The organism is Streptomyces sp. NPDC102274 (genome assembly GCF_044766385.1).
GTDB lineage: Bacteria > Actinomycetota > Actinomycetes > Streptomycetales > Streptomycetaceae > Streptomyces.
In genome coordinates this window covers 255,081-271,468 of sequence record NZ_JBIWLW010000005.1, presented here as the reverse complement: position 1 = coordinate 271,468, position 16,388 = coordinate 255,081, and the positions used below count along the sequence as shown (strand labels likewise).

16 protein-coding genes are annotated in these 16,388 nt (G+C 71.3%); 14 read left to right on the top strand and 2 right to left on the bottom strand.

Translation table 11 applies throughout. The features are described 5' to 3' along the window. Positions 1–10: 10 nt before the first annotated feature. The 3 genes from ACIRQP_RS09785 to ACIRQP_RS09775 all read left to right on the top strand — a co-directional run bounded on the left by ACIRQP_RS09785 (position 11) and on the right by ACIRQP_RS09775 (position 4,176). On the top strand, positions 11–2,152 hold the full coding sequence (locus ACIRQP_RS09785) for a SpoIIE family protein phosphatase (RefSeq protein ID WP_403886058.1): 2,142 nt from the start codon (positions 11–13) through the stop codon (positions 2,150–2,152). Between the two features lie 102 nt (positions 2,153–2,254). Beyond that, positions 2,255–3,487: a radical SAM family heme chaperone HemW gene (gene hemW / locus ACIRQP_RS09780; protein ID WP_403886055.1), complete on the top strand. Its 1,233-nt coding sequence runs from the start codon at positions 2,255–2,257 to the stop codon at positions 3,485–3,487. 101 nt (positions 3,488–3,588) lie between these two features. After that, complete coding sequence (locus ACIRQP_RS09775; RefSeq protein ID WP_403886052.1) at positions 3,589–4,176, top strand: Uma2 family endonuclease; 588 nt, start codon at positions 3,589–3,591, stop codon at positions 4,174–4,176. Here ACIRQP_RS09775 and ACIRQP_RS09770 read toward each other — a convergent pair. Both ACIRQP_RS09770 and ACIRQP_RS09765 read right to left on the bottom strand, forming a co-directional pair. Then, positions 4,154–4,978, bottom strand: coding sequence for a DUF3097 domain-containing protein (locus ACIRQP_RS09770; RefSeq protein WP_403886049.1), 825 nt, complete (start codon positions 4,976–4,978; stop codon positions 4,154–4,156). The two genes, ACIRQP_RS09775 and ACIRQP_RS09770, sit on opposite strands and share 23 nt — an antisense overlap. Positions 4,979–5,073: 95 nt before the next feature. After that, positions 5,074–5,796, bottom strand: a complete 723-nt coding sequence (locus tag ACIRQP_RS09765) for an MBL fold metallo-hydrolase (protein WP_403886377.1) — start codon at positions 5,794–5,796, stop codon at positions 5,074–5,076. A gap of 183 nt (positions 5,797–5,979) precedes the next feature. On the opposite strand from ACIRQP_RS09765, the gene hrcA reads away from it, so the two are divergent. From hrcA to ACIRQP_RS09710, 11 genes are all read left to right on the top strand, one after another. Beyond that, positions 5,980–6,996: a heat-inducible transcriptional repressor HrcA gene (gene hrcA / locus ACIRQP_RS09760; protein ID WP_249949309.1), complete on the top strand. Its 1,017-nt coding sequence runs from the start codon at positions 5,980–5,982 to the stop codon at positions 6,994–6,996. Further along, positions 6,997–8,133 carry a molecular chaperone DnaJ gene (dnaJ, locus tag ACIRQP_RS09755; RefSeq protein WP_030354199.1) on the top strand — a complete coding sequence of 379 codons (1,137 nt, stop codon included), beginning with the start codon at positions 6,997–6,999 and terminating at the stop codon, positions 8,131–8,133. A gap of 162 nt (positions 8,134–8,295) precedes the next feature. Next, positions 8,296–9,375: a nitronate monooxygenase gene (locus tag ACIRQP_RS09750; protein WP_403886046.1), complete on the top strand. Its 1,080-nt coding sequence runs from the start codon at positions 8,296–8,298 to the stop codon at positions 9,373–9,375. After that, on the top strand, positions 9,372–10,109 hold the full coding sequence (locus tag ACIRQP_RS09745) for a 16S rRNA (uracil(1498)-N(3))-methyltransferase (RefSeq protein WP_403886043.1): 738 nt from the start codon (positions 9,372–9,374) through the stop codon (positions 10,107–10,109). The genes ACIRQP_RS09750 and ACIRQP_RS09745 overlap by 4 nt, the downstream gene beginning before the upstream one ends. 129 nt (positions 10,110–10,238) lie before the next feature. Continuing rightward, positions 10,239–10,598, top strand: coding sequence for a histidine triad nucleotide-binding protein (locus tag ACIRQP_RS09740; RefSeq protein ID WP_403886374.1), 360 nt, complete (start codon positions 10,239–10,241; stop codon positions 10,596–10,598). A gap of 5 nt (positions 10,599–10,603) precedes the next feature. Beyond that, positions 10,604–11,512 (top strand): ribonuclease Z, encoded by a 909-nt coding sequence (locus tag ACIRQP_RS09735; protein ID WP_403886040.1) that lies wholly within the window; start codon positions 10,604–10,606, stop codon positions 11,510–11,512. A 97-nt stretch (positions 11,513–11,609) separates the two neighbouring features. Continuing rightward, positions 11,610–12,722, top strand: coding sequence for a carbohydrate kinase family protein (locus ACIRQP_RS09730; protein ID WP_403886037.1), 1,113 nt, complete (start codon positions 11,610–11,612; stop codon positions 12,720–12,722). Between the two features lie 152 nt (positions 12,723–12,874). Next, on the top strand, positions 12,875–13,897 hold the full coding sequence (locus ACIRQP_RS09725) for a PhoH family protein (RefSeq protein ID WP_403886034.1): 1,023 nt from the start codon (positions 12,875–12,877) through the stop codon (positions 13,895–13,897). Positions 13,898–13,969: 72 nt separating this feature from the next. Beyond that, on the top strand, positions 13,970–14,467 hold the full coding sequence (ybeY, locus tag ACIRQP_RS09720) for an rRNA maturation RNase YbeY (protein WP_249949301.1): 498 nt from the start codon (positions 13,970–13,972) through the stop codon (positions 14,465–14,467). Further along, positions 14,464–15,753 carry a hemolysin family protein gene (locus tag ACIRQP_RS09715; protein ID WP_403886031.1) on the top strand — a complete coding sequence of 430 codons (1,290 nt, stop codon included), beginning with the start codon at positions 14,464–14,466 and terminating at the stop codon, positions 15,751–15,753. Before ybeY ends, ACIRQP_RS09715 begins: the two co-directional genes overlap by 4 nt. After that, positions 15,750–16,109 carry an MmcQ/YjbR family DNA-binding protein gene (locus ACIRQP_RS09710; RefSeq protein ID WP_403886028.1) on the top strand — a complete coding sequence of 120 codons (360 nt, stop codon included), beginning with the start codon at positions 15,750–15,752 and terminating at the stop codon, positions 16,107–16,109. Before ACIRQP_RS09715 ends, ACIRQP_RS09710 begins: the two co-directional genes overlap by 4 nt. The last annotated feature ends 279 nt before the right edge of the window (positions 16,110–16,388 follow it).

Below are 16,388 nucleotides of genomic sequence, written 5' to 3'. Positions count from 1 at the left end.
AGGAGCCGCGGTGGGGCGCATTCCGATCTCACGCGAGACCTTTCATCTCCCGGCACCCCAGGTGCCGTTGCGGAGGGACACGCGGTCGACATCACGTACCAGCCTGCCGGGCAACCCGCTGGCCCCGTCCGCCGCGCGCCGCTTCACCCGCGCGGCGCTGGCGGACTGGACCAGTCTCGGGCTGCTCGCCACTTGTACCTTCTGCCAGGGGGACGAGGGCTGTTCCCCGGGGGAACACAGCACCGATCTGCTCGCGGACGACGCGGTGCTGATCGTCGACGAACTCGTCACCAACGCGGTGGTGCACGCGGGCACCACCGTCGAGCTGCTCTGCCGGCTCGAAGACCCCGGCGAGGACGCCTCGGGGACCCCGGCGGGAGAGGGCGAGGAGCCCGCGGCCGTGGTCCTCGAAGTCTCCGACCACCACCCCGCCCGTGCCATACAGAGCGACGCGGCGGGGCAGGGACCGGCCGGCACCCCCGAATACGGACGCGGGCTCCAACTGGTCGCCGCGCTCGCCGAACGCTGGGGCATCACCTATCGCTCCGGGCTCAAGACCGTCTGGGCCCGCCTCCCGCTGGAAGGCCGGGACCCGGGACAGGAGCAGGGGACCGAGCCCGCCCTGCGACGCGGGCTGCGGGCCGCCGAGATCCTCGCGCCGACGACCCGTCGTACCGCGCGCGACGACCCCGAGTGGACCGGCCGGGGCGCCCTCTCGTTCCTCGCCGAGGCGTCCGAACTGCTCGCCGGGCAGCTGGACGAGGATCTCGTCGCGGCGCTCGCCGGACAGCTGCTGGTGCCACGGCTCGCGGAGTGGTGCGCGGTCTGGCTGGACGGCGAGGGCGGGCAGCAGGGCGCGGCTCCCCGGCTCGCGCGGGTCTGGCACGCGGACGAGGCCAGGATCGAGCCGCTGCGCGAGATCCTGGAGAAGGAGCCGCCACGGCTTCCGGTCTCGCCGAGGGGTGGGCCGGTGCGGATGCCCTGGCCGGGTGCGGGTGCGGGTGCGGGTGCGGGTGCGGGCACGGGTTCCGGGGCGGGGACCGATTCCGGCCTCGATTCCGGCCTCGATTCCGGCCCGGACTCCGGCCCGGACTCCGGCCCGGACTCCGGCCCGGACTGCGGCCCCGACTCCGGCCCCGGCGCGGCGCTCGCCTGCCGGCTGGTCGCGAACGGGCGCGCGCTGGGCACGCTGGTGCTCGGCAGGCCGGGGCAGGGGCCGGTACCCGAGGAAATCACCGCGCTCATCGAGGACTTCGCGCGCCGCGTCGGCCTCGCGATCGGCGCGGCCCGCCGCTACACCCGTCAGGTCACCATCAGCCGGGTCCTGCAACGCGGACTGCTGCCCAGCCAGGTGGCGCGCATTCCGGGCATCGCCAGCTCGCTGGTGTACGAGCCGAGCGACGACGGTCTTGCGGGCGGCGACTTCTACGACGTCTTCCCGTGTCCGCCGGGCGACCGCTGGTGCTTCATGCTCGGCGACGTCCAGGGCAGCGGTCCCGAGGCCGCCGTCGTCACCGGCCTGGCCCGCCCCTGGCTGCGGCTGCTGGCCCGCGAGGGCTATCGCGTCGGCGCGGTCCTCGACCGGCTGAACCGGCTGCTCCTGGACGACGCGACGGAGGCGGCCGAGTCCGCGTCCCTGATGGTCGCCGCGTCTGCCGCGTCTGCCGCGTCTGCGGCGTCCGCCGCGTCCTCCCCGTCCGCGATCCCGTCGTCGGCGTCCGAGGGCAGCCAGGCCCGCTTCCTGTCCCTGCTGTACGGCGAGCTGATGCCGCTCCCGGGCGCGGGCGGCGCCGTACGGTGCACCCTCGCAAGCGCCGGCCATCCACTGCCGCTGCTCCTGCGGCCGGACGGGACGGTACGCGCGGCGGCGGAGCCGCAGCTGCTGCTCGGGGTCATGGACAAGGTCGCGTACGAGAGCAGCACCTTCGACCTGGAGCCCGGCGACACCCTGCTCTGCGTCACCGACGGCGTCACGGAGCGCCGCTCCGGCCGGCGGATGCTCGACGACGGCGACGGCCTCGCGCGGGCACTCGCGGGGTGCGTGGGGCTGACGGCGCAGGGCGTCGCGGAGCGGATACGGCAGACCGTGCACGACTTCGACGAGACGCCGCCGGAGGACGACGTGGCGCTGCTGGTGCTCCAGGCGACCTGAGCGGGGCGCGAGCCGTGCGCGACCTGGGCACCCGGGCACCCCGGCACCCGGGTGCCCCCGGCGCAGGCCCGGTCCACCCGTCGCGTACGGGACACTGGGGGCATGCCTTCCGCACTGCCCGACGGTGACCCCATGCCCGAGACCGGCGCGCTGCCCCCGCACGCCCTTGTAGGCGCGGCGGACCGGCCCCTCGGCTTCTACCTGCACGTTCCGTACTGCGCGACCCGCTGCGGCTACTGCGATTTCAACACGTACACGGCGACCGAGCTGCGTGGCTCGGGCGGCGTCCTGGCCTCCCGCGACAACTACGCGGAGACTCTCGCCGACGAGGTCCGGCTGGCCAGGAAGGTGCTGGGCGACGACCCGAGGCAGGTCCGTACGGTGTTCGTCGGCGGCGGTACGCCGACGCTGCTCGCGGCGGCGGATCTCGTACGGATGCTCGGGGTGATCCGCGACGAGTTCGGGCTCGCGGACGATGCCGAGATCACCACGGAGGCGAATCCGGAATCCGTGGATCCGGCGTATCTGGCGGCCCTCAGGGAGGGCGGCTTCAACCGGATCTCCTTCGGGATGCAGAGCGCGAAACAGCATGTACTGAAGGTCCTGGACCGCACGCACACCCCCGGGCGGCCCGAGGCGTGCGTCGCGGAGGCGCGTGCGACGGGCTTCGAGCATGTGAACCTGGATCTGATCTACGGCACGCCGGGGGAGACCGACGACGACTGGCGCGCATCGCTCGCGGCGGCGGTGGGGGCGGGGCCCGACCATGTCTCCGCGTACGCGCTGATCGTGGAGGAGGGCACCCAGCTGGCCCGGCGCATCCGGCGCGGCGAGGTCCCGATGACGGACGACGACGAGCACGCGGACCGCTATCTGATCGCGGACGAGGTGCTGGCGGAGGCGGGCTTCTCCTGGTACGAGGTGTCCAACTGGGCGACCTCGGAAGCGGCCCGCTGTCTGCACAACGAGCTGTACTGGCGCGGCGCGGACTGGTGGGGCGCGGGTCCGGGCGCCCACAGCCACATGGGGGGCGTGCGCTGGTGGAACGTGAAGCACCCGGGCGCGTACGCGGCGGCGCTGGCGTCGGGACGGTCGCCGGGCGCGGGCCGGGAGATCCTGGCGGCGGAGGACCGCCGGGTGGAGCGCATCCTCCTGGAGCTGCGGCTCTCCGACGGCTGCGAGCTGTCGTTGCTGCGGCCGGACGGCCTGGCAGCCTCCCGCCGCGCCCTGGCCGACGGTCTGCTCCGGCAGCGGCCGTACGAGGAGGGGCGTGCGGTGCTGACGCTGCGGGGGCGGCTGCTGGCGGACGCGGTGGTCAGGGACCTGGTGGACTGATCACTCGCCGGTGTGAATCCGAGCGGATTCGGGAGGAGTCTGCCTACGCTGTTCCCTGGTCTGCCGCCAACAGAAGCGGCGGAATGTGGAGGTTCACGGAGATGACCGCTGTGGATGAGCGACCGATCACCGACACCGTCGAGACCTTCGAGAACCTTGAGGTTCCCGAGGGGTTCAAGACGGAACTCCTCAGGGGCGAAATCGTGATGACGGCAGGGCCTGATTGGGTCCATAACCTGATCGTTCTGTTCGTGGAGCGGCAAATTCCTATCGACAACTGGTACCCGGTGCAGACCCAGGACCTCTCGATCCCAGGGGAGTCGGTCCAGCCACAGCCGGATCTCGTCGTGGTTGAGCACGGCGCTTTCGAAGGCCCCGGACGTCTGGTCCCCGCCCCCGCTGTCACTTTGGTGCTTGAGGTCGCCTCCAAGAGCAGCATCGACCGCGACTACGGCGTCAAGCGTTCGATCTACGCTGCCGGTCGGGTCCCGGCCTACCTGATCATCGATCCGATGGAGGCTCATTGTGTGCTGCTCACCGAGCCGGTGGGCAGCGGGGAAGCCGCGGACTACCGACTGGAGCGGACTGCCAAGTTCGGCGACCCGCTGCTGCTCGAAGCGCTCGGTATCGAACTGGACACCAGCAAGTTCGGGACACTTCCGCCGATCAAGCAGCACCGCCGACCGTGACGAAGTCGATCAGTTCCTCCACCCTGCCCAGCAGCGCGGGTTCCAGGTCCCGGTAGGAGTGCACGCGGGACAGGATGTGCTGCCACGCCGCTCCCGTGTTCTCCGGCCAGCCCAGCGCGCGGCACACGCCCGTCTTCCAGTCCTCGCCGCGCGGCACGGTCGGCCACGCCGCGATCCCCACCGACGACGGCTTGACCGCCTCCCAGACGTCGATGTAGGGGTGGCCCACAACCAGGACGTCCGCGCCCGTCACCGCGGACGCGATGCGGGACTCCTTCGAGCCCGGCACCAGATGGTCGACCAGGACGCCCAGCCGCGCGTCCGGGGCCGGCGCGAACTCGGTGACGATGGCGGGGAGATCGTCGATGCCGCCCAGGTACTCCACGACCACGCCCTCGACGCGCAAGTCGTCGCCCCACACCTTCTCGACCAGCTCCGCGTCGTGCCGGCCCTCCACGTAGATGCGGCCCGCCCTGGCCACGCGCGCGCGGACCCCGGGGACGGCGACCGAGCCGGAGGCGGTGCGGGACGGGCCGGACGGGGCCGCCGTCGACGGGCGGACTAGGGTCACCGGCCGGCCCTCCAGGAGGAAGCCGGAGGGCAGCAGCGGGAAGACCCGGTGTTTGCCGAAGCGGTCCTCCAGCGTGACCGTCGGCCCCTCGGCGGTCTTCTCGCAGCGGATCACCGCGCCGCAGAAGCCCGTTGACACCTCCTCGACCACCAGATCCGGTTCGGCGGGGACCTCGGGCGCGGGCGTGGACTTCTTCCACGGGGGCGTCAGATCAGGGCTGTAGCTGCGCATGCGCACGACGATAGGCCGGGACGCGGCGCTGCGGCTACGACGCCCCGGCACCCGGCTTCGACGCCCGGCACCCGGTTACGACGCCCCGGCACCCGTTACGACGCCCCGGCACGCGCGGTCAGCGCGTCGCGCTGCGCCCGTACGAACGCCGCGTCCACCACCGCCCCGTGCCCCGGCACATACAGCGCGTCCTCGCCGCCCAGCGCCAGCAGCCGGTCCAGGGCCGCGGGCCAGCGCGCGGGGACCGCGTCGGGGCCCGCCTGCGGCTCGCCGGACTCCTCCACCAGATCGCCGCAGAAGACCACCGAAGGGGAGCCCGGCACGAGCATCGCGAGATCGTGGGCGGTGTGACCGGGCCCGGCGTTCACGAGCAGGACCCGCAGGCCGCCCAGGTCCAGCGTCACCTCCCCGGACACCGCGTGCCGGGGCGCCACCAGGTGATCGACCGCCTCGGCGGCTTCCGCGGCGGCGACCCCGTGGCGTACGGCGTCCTCGTACAGGCCCGCCGCGTCCCCGGTCAGCAGCTCCGCCATGCCCACGGCCCCGTACACCTCGGTCCCGGCGAACGCGGCCGTCCCCAGCACGTGGTCGAAGTGCGGGTGGCTCAGCGCGATATGCGTCACGCGCCGGCCGCCGAGCGGCCTTCGCGTCCGTGCCCGGATCCCGACGCCCTCGCGGAGCGTGGAGCCCGTGTCGTACAGCAGTGCCGCGTCGGTGCCGACGGCCAGTCCGGTCGTCGCGTCCCATCCCGGCAGCCGCAGCCGCCCCACCCCTGGCGCAAGTCGTTCCCACCCGGACTCTTCCCAGGGGATGTTCATGGGCACGTTCATACCGGGACGCTACGGGACGCTATCGGCAACGACCAGTGCGATCGCGGGGTAGCGTGGTCGGCTGCCCTTGCTAGGGGTGTACCCCACGGCCGTACACTGGCTGGGGGAGTGCTGGCACTCCTCCAGAGCGAGTGCCAAAGCCGGACGACGGACGAGAGCTGGAGGTGTGCGATGCTCAGCGAACGCAGGCTGGAGGTGCTGCGCGCCATCGTCCAGGACTATGTCGGGACGGAAGAGCCCGTCGGCTCCAAGGCGCTCACCGAGCGGCACAAGCTCGGTGTCTCCCCAGCGACCGTACGCAACGACATGGCGGTGCTGGAGGACGAGGGCTTCATCGCCCAGCCGCACACCAGCGCGGGCCGCATCCCGACGGACAAGGGATACCGGCTCTTCGTCGACAAGCTGGCGGGGGTCAAACCGCTGTCCTCGCCGGAGCGCCGCGCCATCCAGAACTTCCTGGACGGAGCCGTCGACCTCGACGATGTCGTGGGCCGTACGGTACGACTGCTGGCGCAGCTCACCCGGCAGGTCGCCGTCGTCCAGTACCCCTCGCTGACCCGCTCGACGGTGCGGCATGTGGAGCTGCTGGCGCTGGCGCCCGCCCGGCTGATGCTCGTCCTGATCACGGACACCGGACGGGTCGAGCAGCGCATGATCGACTGTCCCGCGCCCTTCGGCGAGACCTCGCTCGCGGACCTGAGGGCCCGGCTCAACAGCCGGGTGGTCGGGCGCCGCTTCGCGGATGTCCCGCAGCTGGTGCAGGACCTGCCCGATTCCTTCGAGCAGGAGGACCGGGGGACCGTCACCACGGTGCTCGCGACCCTGCTCGAAACCCTGGTCGAGGAGACCGAGGAGCGGCTGATGATCGGCGGTACCGCCAACATCACCCGCTTCGGACACGATTTCCCTTTGACCATCCGGCCGGTGCTCGAGGCGCTGGAGGAGCATGTGGTGCTCCTCAAGCTGCTCGGCGAGGCCAAGGACCCCGGCATGACCGTACGTATCGGGCACGAGAACGCCCATGAGGGGCTCAACTCCACGTCCGTCGTCGCGGTCGGCTACGGTTCGGGCGACGAGGCAGTCGCCAAACTCGGCGTGGTCGGACCGACCCGCATGGACTACCCCGGAACGATGGGAGCGGTACGCGCAGTGGCACGTTACGTCGGACAGATCCTGGCGGAGTCGTAAGTGGCCACGGACTACTACGCCGTACTCGGCGTGCGCCGCGACGCATCTCAGGACGAGATCAAGAAGGCATTCCGCAGACTCGCCCGCGAGCTGCATCCGGATGTCAATCCCGATCCCAAGACGCAAGAGCGCTTCAAGGAGATCAACGCCGCCTACGAGGTGTTGTCGGACCCGCAGAAGAAGCAGGTCTACGACCTCGGCGGTGACCCCCTCTCGCAGAGCGGTGGCGGGGGCGCGGGCGGGTTCGGAGCCGGTGGCTTCGGCAACTTCTCCGACATCATGGACGCGTTCTTCGGTACGGCGTCGCAGCGCGGCCCGCGGTCGCGGACGCGGCGCGGCCAGGACGCGATGATCCGGCTGGAGATCGACCTCAACGAGTCGGCCTTCGGTACGACCAAGGACATCCAGGTCGACACGGCCGTGGTCTGTACGACCTGTTCGGGAGAGGGCGCGGCGCCGGGCACCTCGGCGCAGACCTGTGACATGTGCCGCGGCCGCGGTGAGGTCTCGCAGGTCACCCGGTCCTTCCTGGGCCAGGTCATGACCTCGCGGCCGTGCCCGCAGTGCCAGGGCTTCGGTACGGTCGTGCCGACGCCGTGCCCCGAGTGCGCGGGCGACGGCCGGATCCGGTCCCGCCGTACGCTCACCGTCAAGATCCCGGCCGGGGTCGACAACGGCACGCGTATCCAGCTCGCGGGCGAGGGCGAGGTCGGCCCCGGCGGCGGCCCCGCCGGTGATCTGTACGTAGAGATCCATGAGCTGCCGCACGCGGTGTTCCAGCGGCGCGGCGACGATCTGCACTGCACGGTCACCATCCCGATGACCGCGGCGTCGCTGGGCACGAAGTGCCCGCTGGAGACGCTGGACGGCCTGGAGGAGATCGACGTACGTCCGGGTACGCAGTCGGGCCAGTCGATTCCGCTGCACGGCCGGGGCATCACGCATCTGCGGGGCGGCGGCCGGGGCGATCTGATCGTGCACGTCGAGGTGATGACCCCGTCGAAGCTGGACCCGGAGCAGGAGCGGTTGCTGCGGGAGCTGGCGAAGCTGCGCGGCGAGGAACGGCCCACGGGCCAGTTCCAGCCGGGACAGCAGGGCTTGTTCTCGCGCCTGAAGGACGCCTTCAACGGCCGCTAGGCCGTGTTGCGACAGGTTGTGGCCAATGGCCCGGGGAGTAGTCCCCGGGCCATTGGCTTTGTCTCCCGGCGCGATGCCCGTGATCCGCCGCGCATTCCTCCGTCACATGCCGGACGCGGCACCGATTCGGAGCTGTCATACAAGGCATGGCACGATGCCTGCATGTCCTCCGCACTGACCGATCTCTGCCGGTATCCGATCGTGCAGGCCCCCATGGCGGGCGGCGCCTCCTGCCCGCAGCTGGCCGCGGCCGTCTCCGAGGCCGGCGGTCTCGGGTTCCTCGCCGCCGGGTACAAAACCGCGGACGGCATGTACGAAGAGGTCAAACAGTTGCGCGGGCTGACCGGCCGGCCCTTCGGTATCAATCTCTTCATGCCGCAGCCCCGTTACGCCGACCACGCGGCCGTGGAGGTCTACCGCAACCAGCTCGCCGGTGAGGCGACCTGGTACGAGACGCCGCTCGGCGACCCCGACGCCGGACGGGACGACGGCTACGAGGCGAAGCTGGCGATACTGCTCGACGATCCGGTGCCCGTCGTGTCGTTCACCTTCGGCTGCCCGACCAGGACGACGCTCGACGCCCTCGCCCAGGCCGGGACGTACACCGTGGTCACGGTGACCACCCCCGAGGAGGCCCAGACCGCGCAGTGGTCCGGCGCCGACGCCGTCTGTGTCCAGGGCATCGAGGCCGGCGGCCACCAGGGCACGCACCGCGACGATCCGGCCACCGACGGCGCGGGTATCGGGCTGCTCTCGCTGGTGGCCCAGGTCAGGGAGACCGTGGAGCTGCCGGTCATCGCCGCCGGCGGGCTGATGCGCGGGGGCCAGATCGCGGCGGTGCTCGCGGCGGGCGCCGACGCGGCGCAGCTCGGCACGGCGTTCCTGGTGTGCCCGGAGTCCGGCGCGAACGCGCTGCACAAGCAGGCCATGACCAACCCGCTGTTCGTACGGACCGAGCTGACCCGGGCGTTCTCCGGGCGCCCCGCGCGCGGCCTCGTGAACCGCTTCATGCGCGAGCACGGCCGGTACGCCCCGCCCGCCTACCCCGAGATCCACCACCTCACCTCCGCGCTGCGCAAGGCCGCCGCCAGGGTGGGCGACGCGCAGGGCATGGCGCTCTGGGCGGGACAGGGCCACCGGATGGCCCGCGATCTGCCGGCCGGACAACTGGTCGAGGTGCTGAACGGTGAACTCGAAGCGACGCGCGCCTCGTTGATGCCGGGTCTGGGCAACGCCTCGTGACCGCTCCTGTCTTCGTCGTCGAGGGCGGCGGACTGCGGGTCGGTACGGTCACGCTGGACGGCCCCGAGGGGCGGCACGCCGTCTCCGTACGGCGGCTGCGCGTCGGCGAGGAGATCGTACTGACGGACGGCGCGGGCACCGGCGCGTACGGGACGGTCGCGGCGGTCGAGGGCAAGGACCGGCTGGACGTCGCCGTCACCGAGGTACGGACCGAGCCGGACCCCACGCCCCGCGTCACCGTCGTCCAGGCGCTGCCCAAGGGCGACCGCGGGGAGCTGGCCGTCGAGACGATGACCGAGACCGGCGTCGACGCGATCGTGCCGTGGCAGGCCGCGCGCTGCATCACGCAGTGGAAGGGCGAACGGGGCGCCAAGGCGCTCGCCAAGTGGCGGGCCACGGCGCGCGAGGCGGGCAAGCAGTCGCGCAGGCTCCGCTTCCCCGAGGTCACGGAGGCGCTGTCGGCCCGGCAGATCGCGGCGCTGCTCGCGGACGCGGACTTCGCCGCCGTACTGCACGAGGAGGGCGGCGAGCCGCTGGCCACCGCGCCGCTGCCCACGGAGGGCCGGATCGTGCTGGTCGTGGGGCCCGAAGGAGGCGTGTCCCCACAGGAGTTGACGGCTTTCGCGGAGGCGGGTGCGCGGCCGTACCGGCTCGGCCGCAGCGTACTGCGTACCTCCACGGCGGGGACGGCGGCCACGGCGCTCCTGCTCGGCCGCACCGGTCGCTGGTCCTGACAGGCCGCCGGTGCCGATGGGCCGTTGGCCCTGACGGGCCTTCGGTTGTGACGGCCGTGGGCCCCGACCCCACCGGATAGCATGCGACGTACTCAACTGATCACCAGTGGTGCCGAGGAGGCCCGGATCATGGCGGGAGAACCGCAGGCGGACTGCCTGTTCTGCAAGATCGTCTCGGGGGATGTGCCGGCCACCGTCGTCCGCGAGACGGAGACCACCCTCGCCTTCCGCGACATCAACCCGCAGGCCCCGACCCATGTCCTGGTCATCCCGCGGGCGCACTACCCGGACGCCGGCACCCTCGCCGCGGCCGAACCCACCATCGCCGCCGATGTGCTGCGCGAGGCCGCAGCGGTCGCCGTCGAGGACAAGACCGACGGCAGCGGCTACCGGATCGTCTTCAACACGGGCGCGGGCGCGGGCCAGACCGTCTTCCACGCGCACGCCCATGTCCTGGGCGGACGCGGCTTCAACTGGCCCCCCGGGTAGGCGTCTTGTCCGTACGGGAACTGGTCGTGCTGGGCACCGCGAGCCAGGTGCCCACCCGCCATCGCAACCACAACGGCTATCTGCTGCGCTGGGACGGCGAGGGCCTGCTCTTCGACCCGGGCGAGGGCACCCAGCGCCAGATGCTGCGCGCCGGGGTCGCCGCGCACGACATCAACCGCATCTGTGTCACGCACTTCCACGGCGATCACTCGCTCGGACTGGCCGGGGTCATCCAGCGGATCAATCTCGACCAGGTGCCGCACGAGATCAGCGCGCACTACCCGGCGAGCGGGCAGCGCTTCTTCGAGCGGCTGCGGTACGCCACGGCCTACCGCGAGTCCGTCGAGCTGACCGAAGCGCCGGTCACCGGCGACGGCGTGCTCGCGCGTACCCCGGCGTACACCCTGGAGGCGCGGAAGCTCTCGCATCCCGTCGAGTCGTACGGCTACCGCCTCACCGAGCCCGACGGGCGTCGCATGGACCCGGCGCGGCTGGCCGCACACGGCATCGCGGGCCCGGACGTCGGCCGCCTCCAGCGCGAGGGCGTGCTGAACGGTGTCACGCTGGAGGAGGTCAGCGAGACGCGCCGGGGCCAGCGGTTCGCCTTCGTCATGGACACCCGGCTCTGCGACGGCGTGCACACGCTGGCCGAGGGGTGCGATCTGCTGGTCATCGAGTCGACGTTCCTCGACGGGGACGAGCGACTGGCCGCCGACCACGGCCATCTCACCGCGGGCCAGGCGGCGCGGGCGGCGCGGGACGCGGGCGTGGGGCATCTGGTCCTCACGCACTTCTCACAGCGCTACAGCGACCCGGACGAGTTCGAACGGCAGGCCCGCGCGGCGGGCTTCGAGGGCGAACTGACGGTCGCCGCCGACCTCGTACGAGTACCGCTGCCCAAGCGTTCCCGCTGACGGGAGCGTAGGTGCGGCCCCGGAGCGGCGGGACCGCGCGCCCGCGCCCGGCGGATCGGGCAGACTGTCCGGATCCGCACGCGACCGGGAGCCCGCCGTGATCACATCCAACGGAGACCCGCAGGAACACTCCGCCCATGTCGACCCGCTGCGCGCACTGCGCGCTCCGGACGATCCCGACTGCGACGTGTATCTGACGGGCACGGTCTTCCTCGACATCATCTTCACCGGGCTGGACAGCGCACCCGTACGCGGTACGGAGTCCTGGGCGCGGGGGATGGGGTCGAGCCCCGGCGGGATCGCCAATATGGCCACCGCCCTGGCCCGGCTCGGACTGCACACCTCGCTCGCGGCGGCCTTCGGCGACGACCACTACGGCGAGTACTGCTGGGACGCGCTGGAGCAGGGCGAGGGCATCGATCTGTCCCGGTCACGGACGGTCCCCGGCTGGCACTCGCCCGTCACCGTCTCCATGGCGTACGAGGACGAACGCACGATGGTCTCGCACGGCCACGAGGCTCCGCCGCCCGAAGGAGCCGTGCCCGAGTGCCCGCCGCGCGCCCGCGCCGCCGTCGCCGCCCTCACCCCCGGCCGCCGCGACGAGTGGATCGCCCGCGCAGCCCGCCGCGGAGCGCGGATCTTCGCCGATGTCGGCTGGGACGAGACCGGCCGCTGGGATCTGGCCGGACTGGCCGATCTGGAGCACTGCGAGGCGTTCCTGCCCAACGCCGCGGAGGCGATGCGCTACACCCGCACCGACTGCCCCAGGGCCGCCGCGCGGGTGCTCGCCGAGCGGGTGCCGGTGGCCGTCGTCACGCTGGGCGGGGACGGCGCGTACGCGGTGGACGGCGCCACCGGCGAGACCGCCGAGGTCCCGGCGATCGCCGTGGAGGCCCTCGACCCGACGGGCGCGGGCGATGTCTTCGTGGCCGGATTCGTCACCGGCACGCTCGCCGGCTGGCCGCTCGCGGACCGGCTGGCCTTCGCGGGGCTGACCGCCGCGCTCTCGGTCCAGGAGTTCGGCGGCTCGCTCTCCGCGCCCGGCTGGTCGGAGGTGGCGACCTGGTGGCAGTACGTACGGACTTCCCCGGACCAGGACCCGGCGGCGCTGCGGCGCTACGCCTTCCTGGAGGAGCTGCTGCCCGCGCCGAGCAGGCCGTGGCCGCTGCGCAGGGCCGTACCGACCATCGGCTTCGGACGCTCCGTCTGAGACGAGCACGTCCGGGGCCGACGGTCTTTGCCAACGGCACATGGAAAAGCTCTAGGGCCTTGTCAGTGCGGGGTCGTACGCTGGTAGCCCAGAGGTTGTCGAGCAGCGAGAACCCTGCAACGGGAGGTATGTGCAGGCCACAGCGCCGGCCCATGACTCAGACACCTACAGTCCAGACCCCCGCGTCGGGGCAGGCACATGCTCAGTGGACAGTCCCCGCCAAGCACCCCATGGTGACGGTCCTGGGCTCCGGAGACACCCTCCTGCGGGTGATCGAGAAGGCGTTCCCGGCCGCAGACATCCATGTCCGGGGAAACGAGATCAGCGCGACCGGTAGTGCGGCGGATGTCGCCATGGTCCAGCGCCTGTTCGACGAAATGATGCTGGTGCTCCGCACCGGTCAGCCGATGACGGAGGACGCAGTGGAACGTTCGATCGCCATGCTCAGGGCGAGCGAGAACGGCGGAGCGGACGGTCCCGAGACGCCCGCCGAGGTACTCACTCAGAACATCCTGTCCAGCCGCGGCCGGACGATCCGCCCCAAGACCCTCAACCAGAAGCGATATGTCGACGCGATCGACAAGCACACGATCGTCTTCGGCATCGGCCCCGCCGGTACCGGCAAGACCTATCTCGCCATGGCCAAGGCGGTCCAGGCCCTGCAGTCCAAGCAGGTCACACGGATCATCCTGACCAGGCCCGCCGTTGAGGCGGGCGAGCGGCTCGGGTTCCTGCCCGGCACGCTCTACGAGAAGATCGACCCGTATCTGCGGCCGCTCTACGACGCGCTGCACGACATGCTCGACCCCGACTCGATCCCGCGTCTGATGGCGGCGGGCACGATCGAGGTGGCGCCGCTGGCGTATATGCGTGGCCGTACGCTCAATGACGCGTTCATCATTCTCGACGAGGCGCAGAACACCAGCCCCGAGCAGATGAAGATGTTCCTGACGAGGCTGGGCTTCGAATCGAAGATCGTCATCACGGGCGACATCACCCAGGTCGACCTGCCGGGCGGCACGAAGAGCGGTCTGCGCCAGGTCCAGGACATCCTGGACGGCGTCGACGATGTGCACTTCTCCCGTCTCACGTCGCAGGATGTTGTCCGGCACAAGCTCGTCGGCCGTATCGTCGACGCGTACGAGAAGTACGAGCAGAACGGCAGCCGCGGTTGACGACAACCGACAGCCATGGCTGACGGCTGACACGGGCTGCGGAATTCAGGAGCGGGAGACCAAGAGCGCACCATGTCGATCGACGTCAACAACGAGTCAGGCACCGAGGTCGACGAGCAGGCGATCCTCGACGTCGCCCGCTACGCGCTCACGAGGATGCGTATCCACCCGCTCTCCGAACTGTCGGTGATCGTGGTGGACGAGGCCGCCATGGAACAGCTGCACATCCAGTGGATGGATCTGCCGGGCCCGACGGATGTCATGTCCTTCCCGATGGACGAGCTGCGTCCGCCGGTCAAGGACGACGAGGAGCCCCCGCAGGGCCTCCTCGGTGACATCGTGCTCTGCCCCGAGGTGGCCAAGAAGCAGGGCGAGGAAGCCCCGACGCAGCACACCATGGACGAGGAGCTCCAACTGCTCACCGTCCACGGTGTGCTGCATCTCCTCGGCTACGACCACGAAGTACCGGACGAGCGGGCCGAGATGTTCGGCCTCCAGGCGGCCATCGTCGACGGCTGGCGATCCGAACAGGGGCTCACGGGGCCGTCGCCCGCGCCGACCGTCTCATGACCGCGCAACTGATCGTCGGAGCGGTCGCCCTGGTCGTCGTGGCCTGGCTGGCGGCCTCCGCCGAGGCGGGCCTCGCCCGGACCTCCAGCTTCCGGGCAGCCGAGGCCGTCCGCTCGGGGCGCCGGGGCGCGGCCAAGCTGGCCCAGGTCGCCGCCGACCCGACGCGCTATCTGAACGTGGCCCTGCTGGTCCGGGTCGCCTGCGAGATGGCGGCCGGGGTGCTCGTCACGTACGTCTGCCTGAAGGAGTTCAAGGAGACCTGGGCGGCGCTGGTCGTCGCCATCGGCGTGATGGTGCTCGTCTCGTACGTCGCGGTGGGTGTCTCGCCCCGTACGATCGGCCGCCAGCATCCGCTGAACACGGCGACGGCCTCGGCGTATGTCCTGCTGCCGCTCGCCAGGATCATGGGCCCGATCCCCCAGCTGCTGATTCTGCTGGGCAACGCGCTCACCCCCGGCAAGGGCTTCCGCAAGGGACCGTTCGCCAGCGAGGCCGAGCTGCGGGCGATGGTCGACCTCGCCGAGTCGGAGTCCCTCATCGAGGACGACGAGCGCCGGATGGTGCACTCCGTCTTCGAGCTGGGCGACACCCTCGTACGGGAGGTCATGGTCCCGCGCACGGACCTGGTCTGCATCGAGCGGTACAAGACGATCCGTCAGGCGCTCACGCTGGCGCTGCGCTCCGGCTTCTCCCGTATCCCCGTGACGGGGGAGAACGAGGACGACATCGTCGGCGTCGTCTACCTCAAGGACCTGGTCAGCAAGACCCATATCAACCGGGACTCCGAAGCCGATCTGGTCTCCACGGCCATGCGTCCCGCCGCCTTCGTGCCCGACACGAAGAACGCGGGCGATCTGCTGCGCGAGATGCAGCAGGAGCGCAGCCATGTCGCGGTCGTGATCGACGAGTACGGCGGCACGGCCGGCATCGTCACGATCGAGGACATCCTGGAGGAGATCGTCGGAGAGATCACCGACGAGTACGACCGCGAGCTCCCGCCGGTCGAGGAGCTGGGCGACGGCTCGTACCGCGTCACGGCCCGGCTGGACATCGGCGACCTCGGGGAGCTGTTCGGGCTCGACGAGTACGACGACGAGGACGTGGAGACCGTCGGCGGCCTCCTGGCGAAGGCCCTGGGCCGCGTCCCGATCGCCGGCGCCACCGCCAGCGTCGACCTGCCGGACGGCCGCACGCTCCGGCTCACGGCGGAATCCCCGGCCGGCCGCCGGAACAAGATCGTCACGGTCCTCGCCGAACCGGTGCGGAAGGAAGCCCAGACGTCGTGACCCCGGCGGAGCTGACGGCGTGCTGCCTGGCACTGAACGGAACCTCCTCGGACGTCCCGTTCCCGCGCAACCCGGATATCACGGTCTTCAGGGTCGCCACGAAGATCTTCGCGATCTGTTCCCTGGAGGACCGCCCGCTGAAGGTCTCCCTCAAGTGCGATCCGGAGGAAGCGATCCGCCTCCGCGAGGCCCATCCGGAGATCGTCCCGGGCTGGCATCTCAACAAACGCCACTGGAACACGGTGACGGTCGGCCCGCTGCCGGCCCGGATGGTGCGGGAGCTGATCGAGGACTCGTACGACCTGGTGGTGGCCGGCTTCCCGAGGCAGGAACGCCTCAGACTGGACAGACCCTGAGCGGCCCGGCCCGGCCCGGGGCCTGTGGCCTGCTCATGCGCACGGTGTGTGCCCGGCGGCGAGGTCGACGACCGTGAATTCGTGCAGCCGCATGATGAGTTGCCAGCGAGCGGACGCGCGACCACAGCACGCCGTCCGAGTCACGGTCGTACGGCCGCTCGTCCGCGTAACCGATGCCCCGGCCCTTTGCGACGACACGGGGGCCGGGAGCCCGTTCCGCGCTCCACTCGGCGATGTACGGCACGTGGTCCGAACGATGCGGTCCGCCTACGCCGGATG

Coding starts and splice junctions, on each gene's coding strand:
- hemW (WP_403886055.1), top strand. CDS start 2,255: ATGCCTTCCGCACTGCCCGACGGTGACCCCATGCCCGAGACCGGCGCG.
- ACIRQP_RS09775 (WP_403886052.1), top strand. CDS start 3,589: ATGACCGCTGTGGATGAGCGACCGATCACCGACACCGTCGAGACCTTC.
- ACIRQP_RS09770 (WP_403886049.1), bottom strand. CDS start 4,978: ATGCGCAGCTACAGCCCTGATCTGACGCCCCCGTGGAAGAAGTCCACG.
- ACIRQP_RS09765 (WP_403886377.1), bottom strand. CDS start 5,796: ATGAACATCCCCTGGGAAGAGTCCGGGTGGGAACGACTTGCGCCAGGG.
- hrcA (WP_249949309.1), top strand. CDS start 5,980: ATGCTCAGCGAACGCAGGCTGGAGGTGCTGCGCGCCATCGTCCAGGAC.
- ACIRQP_RS09750 (WP_403886046.1), top strand. CDS start 8,296: ATGTCCTCCGCACTGACCGATCTCTGCCGGTATCCGATCGTGCAGGCC.
- ACIRQP_RS09740 (WP_403886374.1), top strand. CDS start 10,239: ATGGCGGGAGAACCGCAGGCGGACTGCCTGTTCTGCAAGATCGTCTCG.
- ACIRQP_RS09725 (WP_403886034.1), top strand. CDS start 12,875: ATGACTCAGACACCTACAGTCCAGACCCCCGCGTCGGGGCAGGCACAT.
- ybeY (WP_249949301.1), top strand. CDS start 13,970: ATGTCGATCGACGTCAACAACGAGTCAGGCACCGAGGTCGACGAGCAG.
- ACIRQP_RS09715 (WP_403886031.1), top strand. CDS start 14,464: ATGACCGCGCAACTGATCGTCGGAGCGGTCGCCCTGGTCGTCGTGGCC.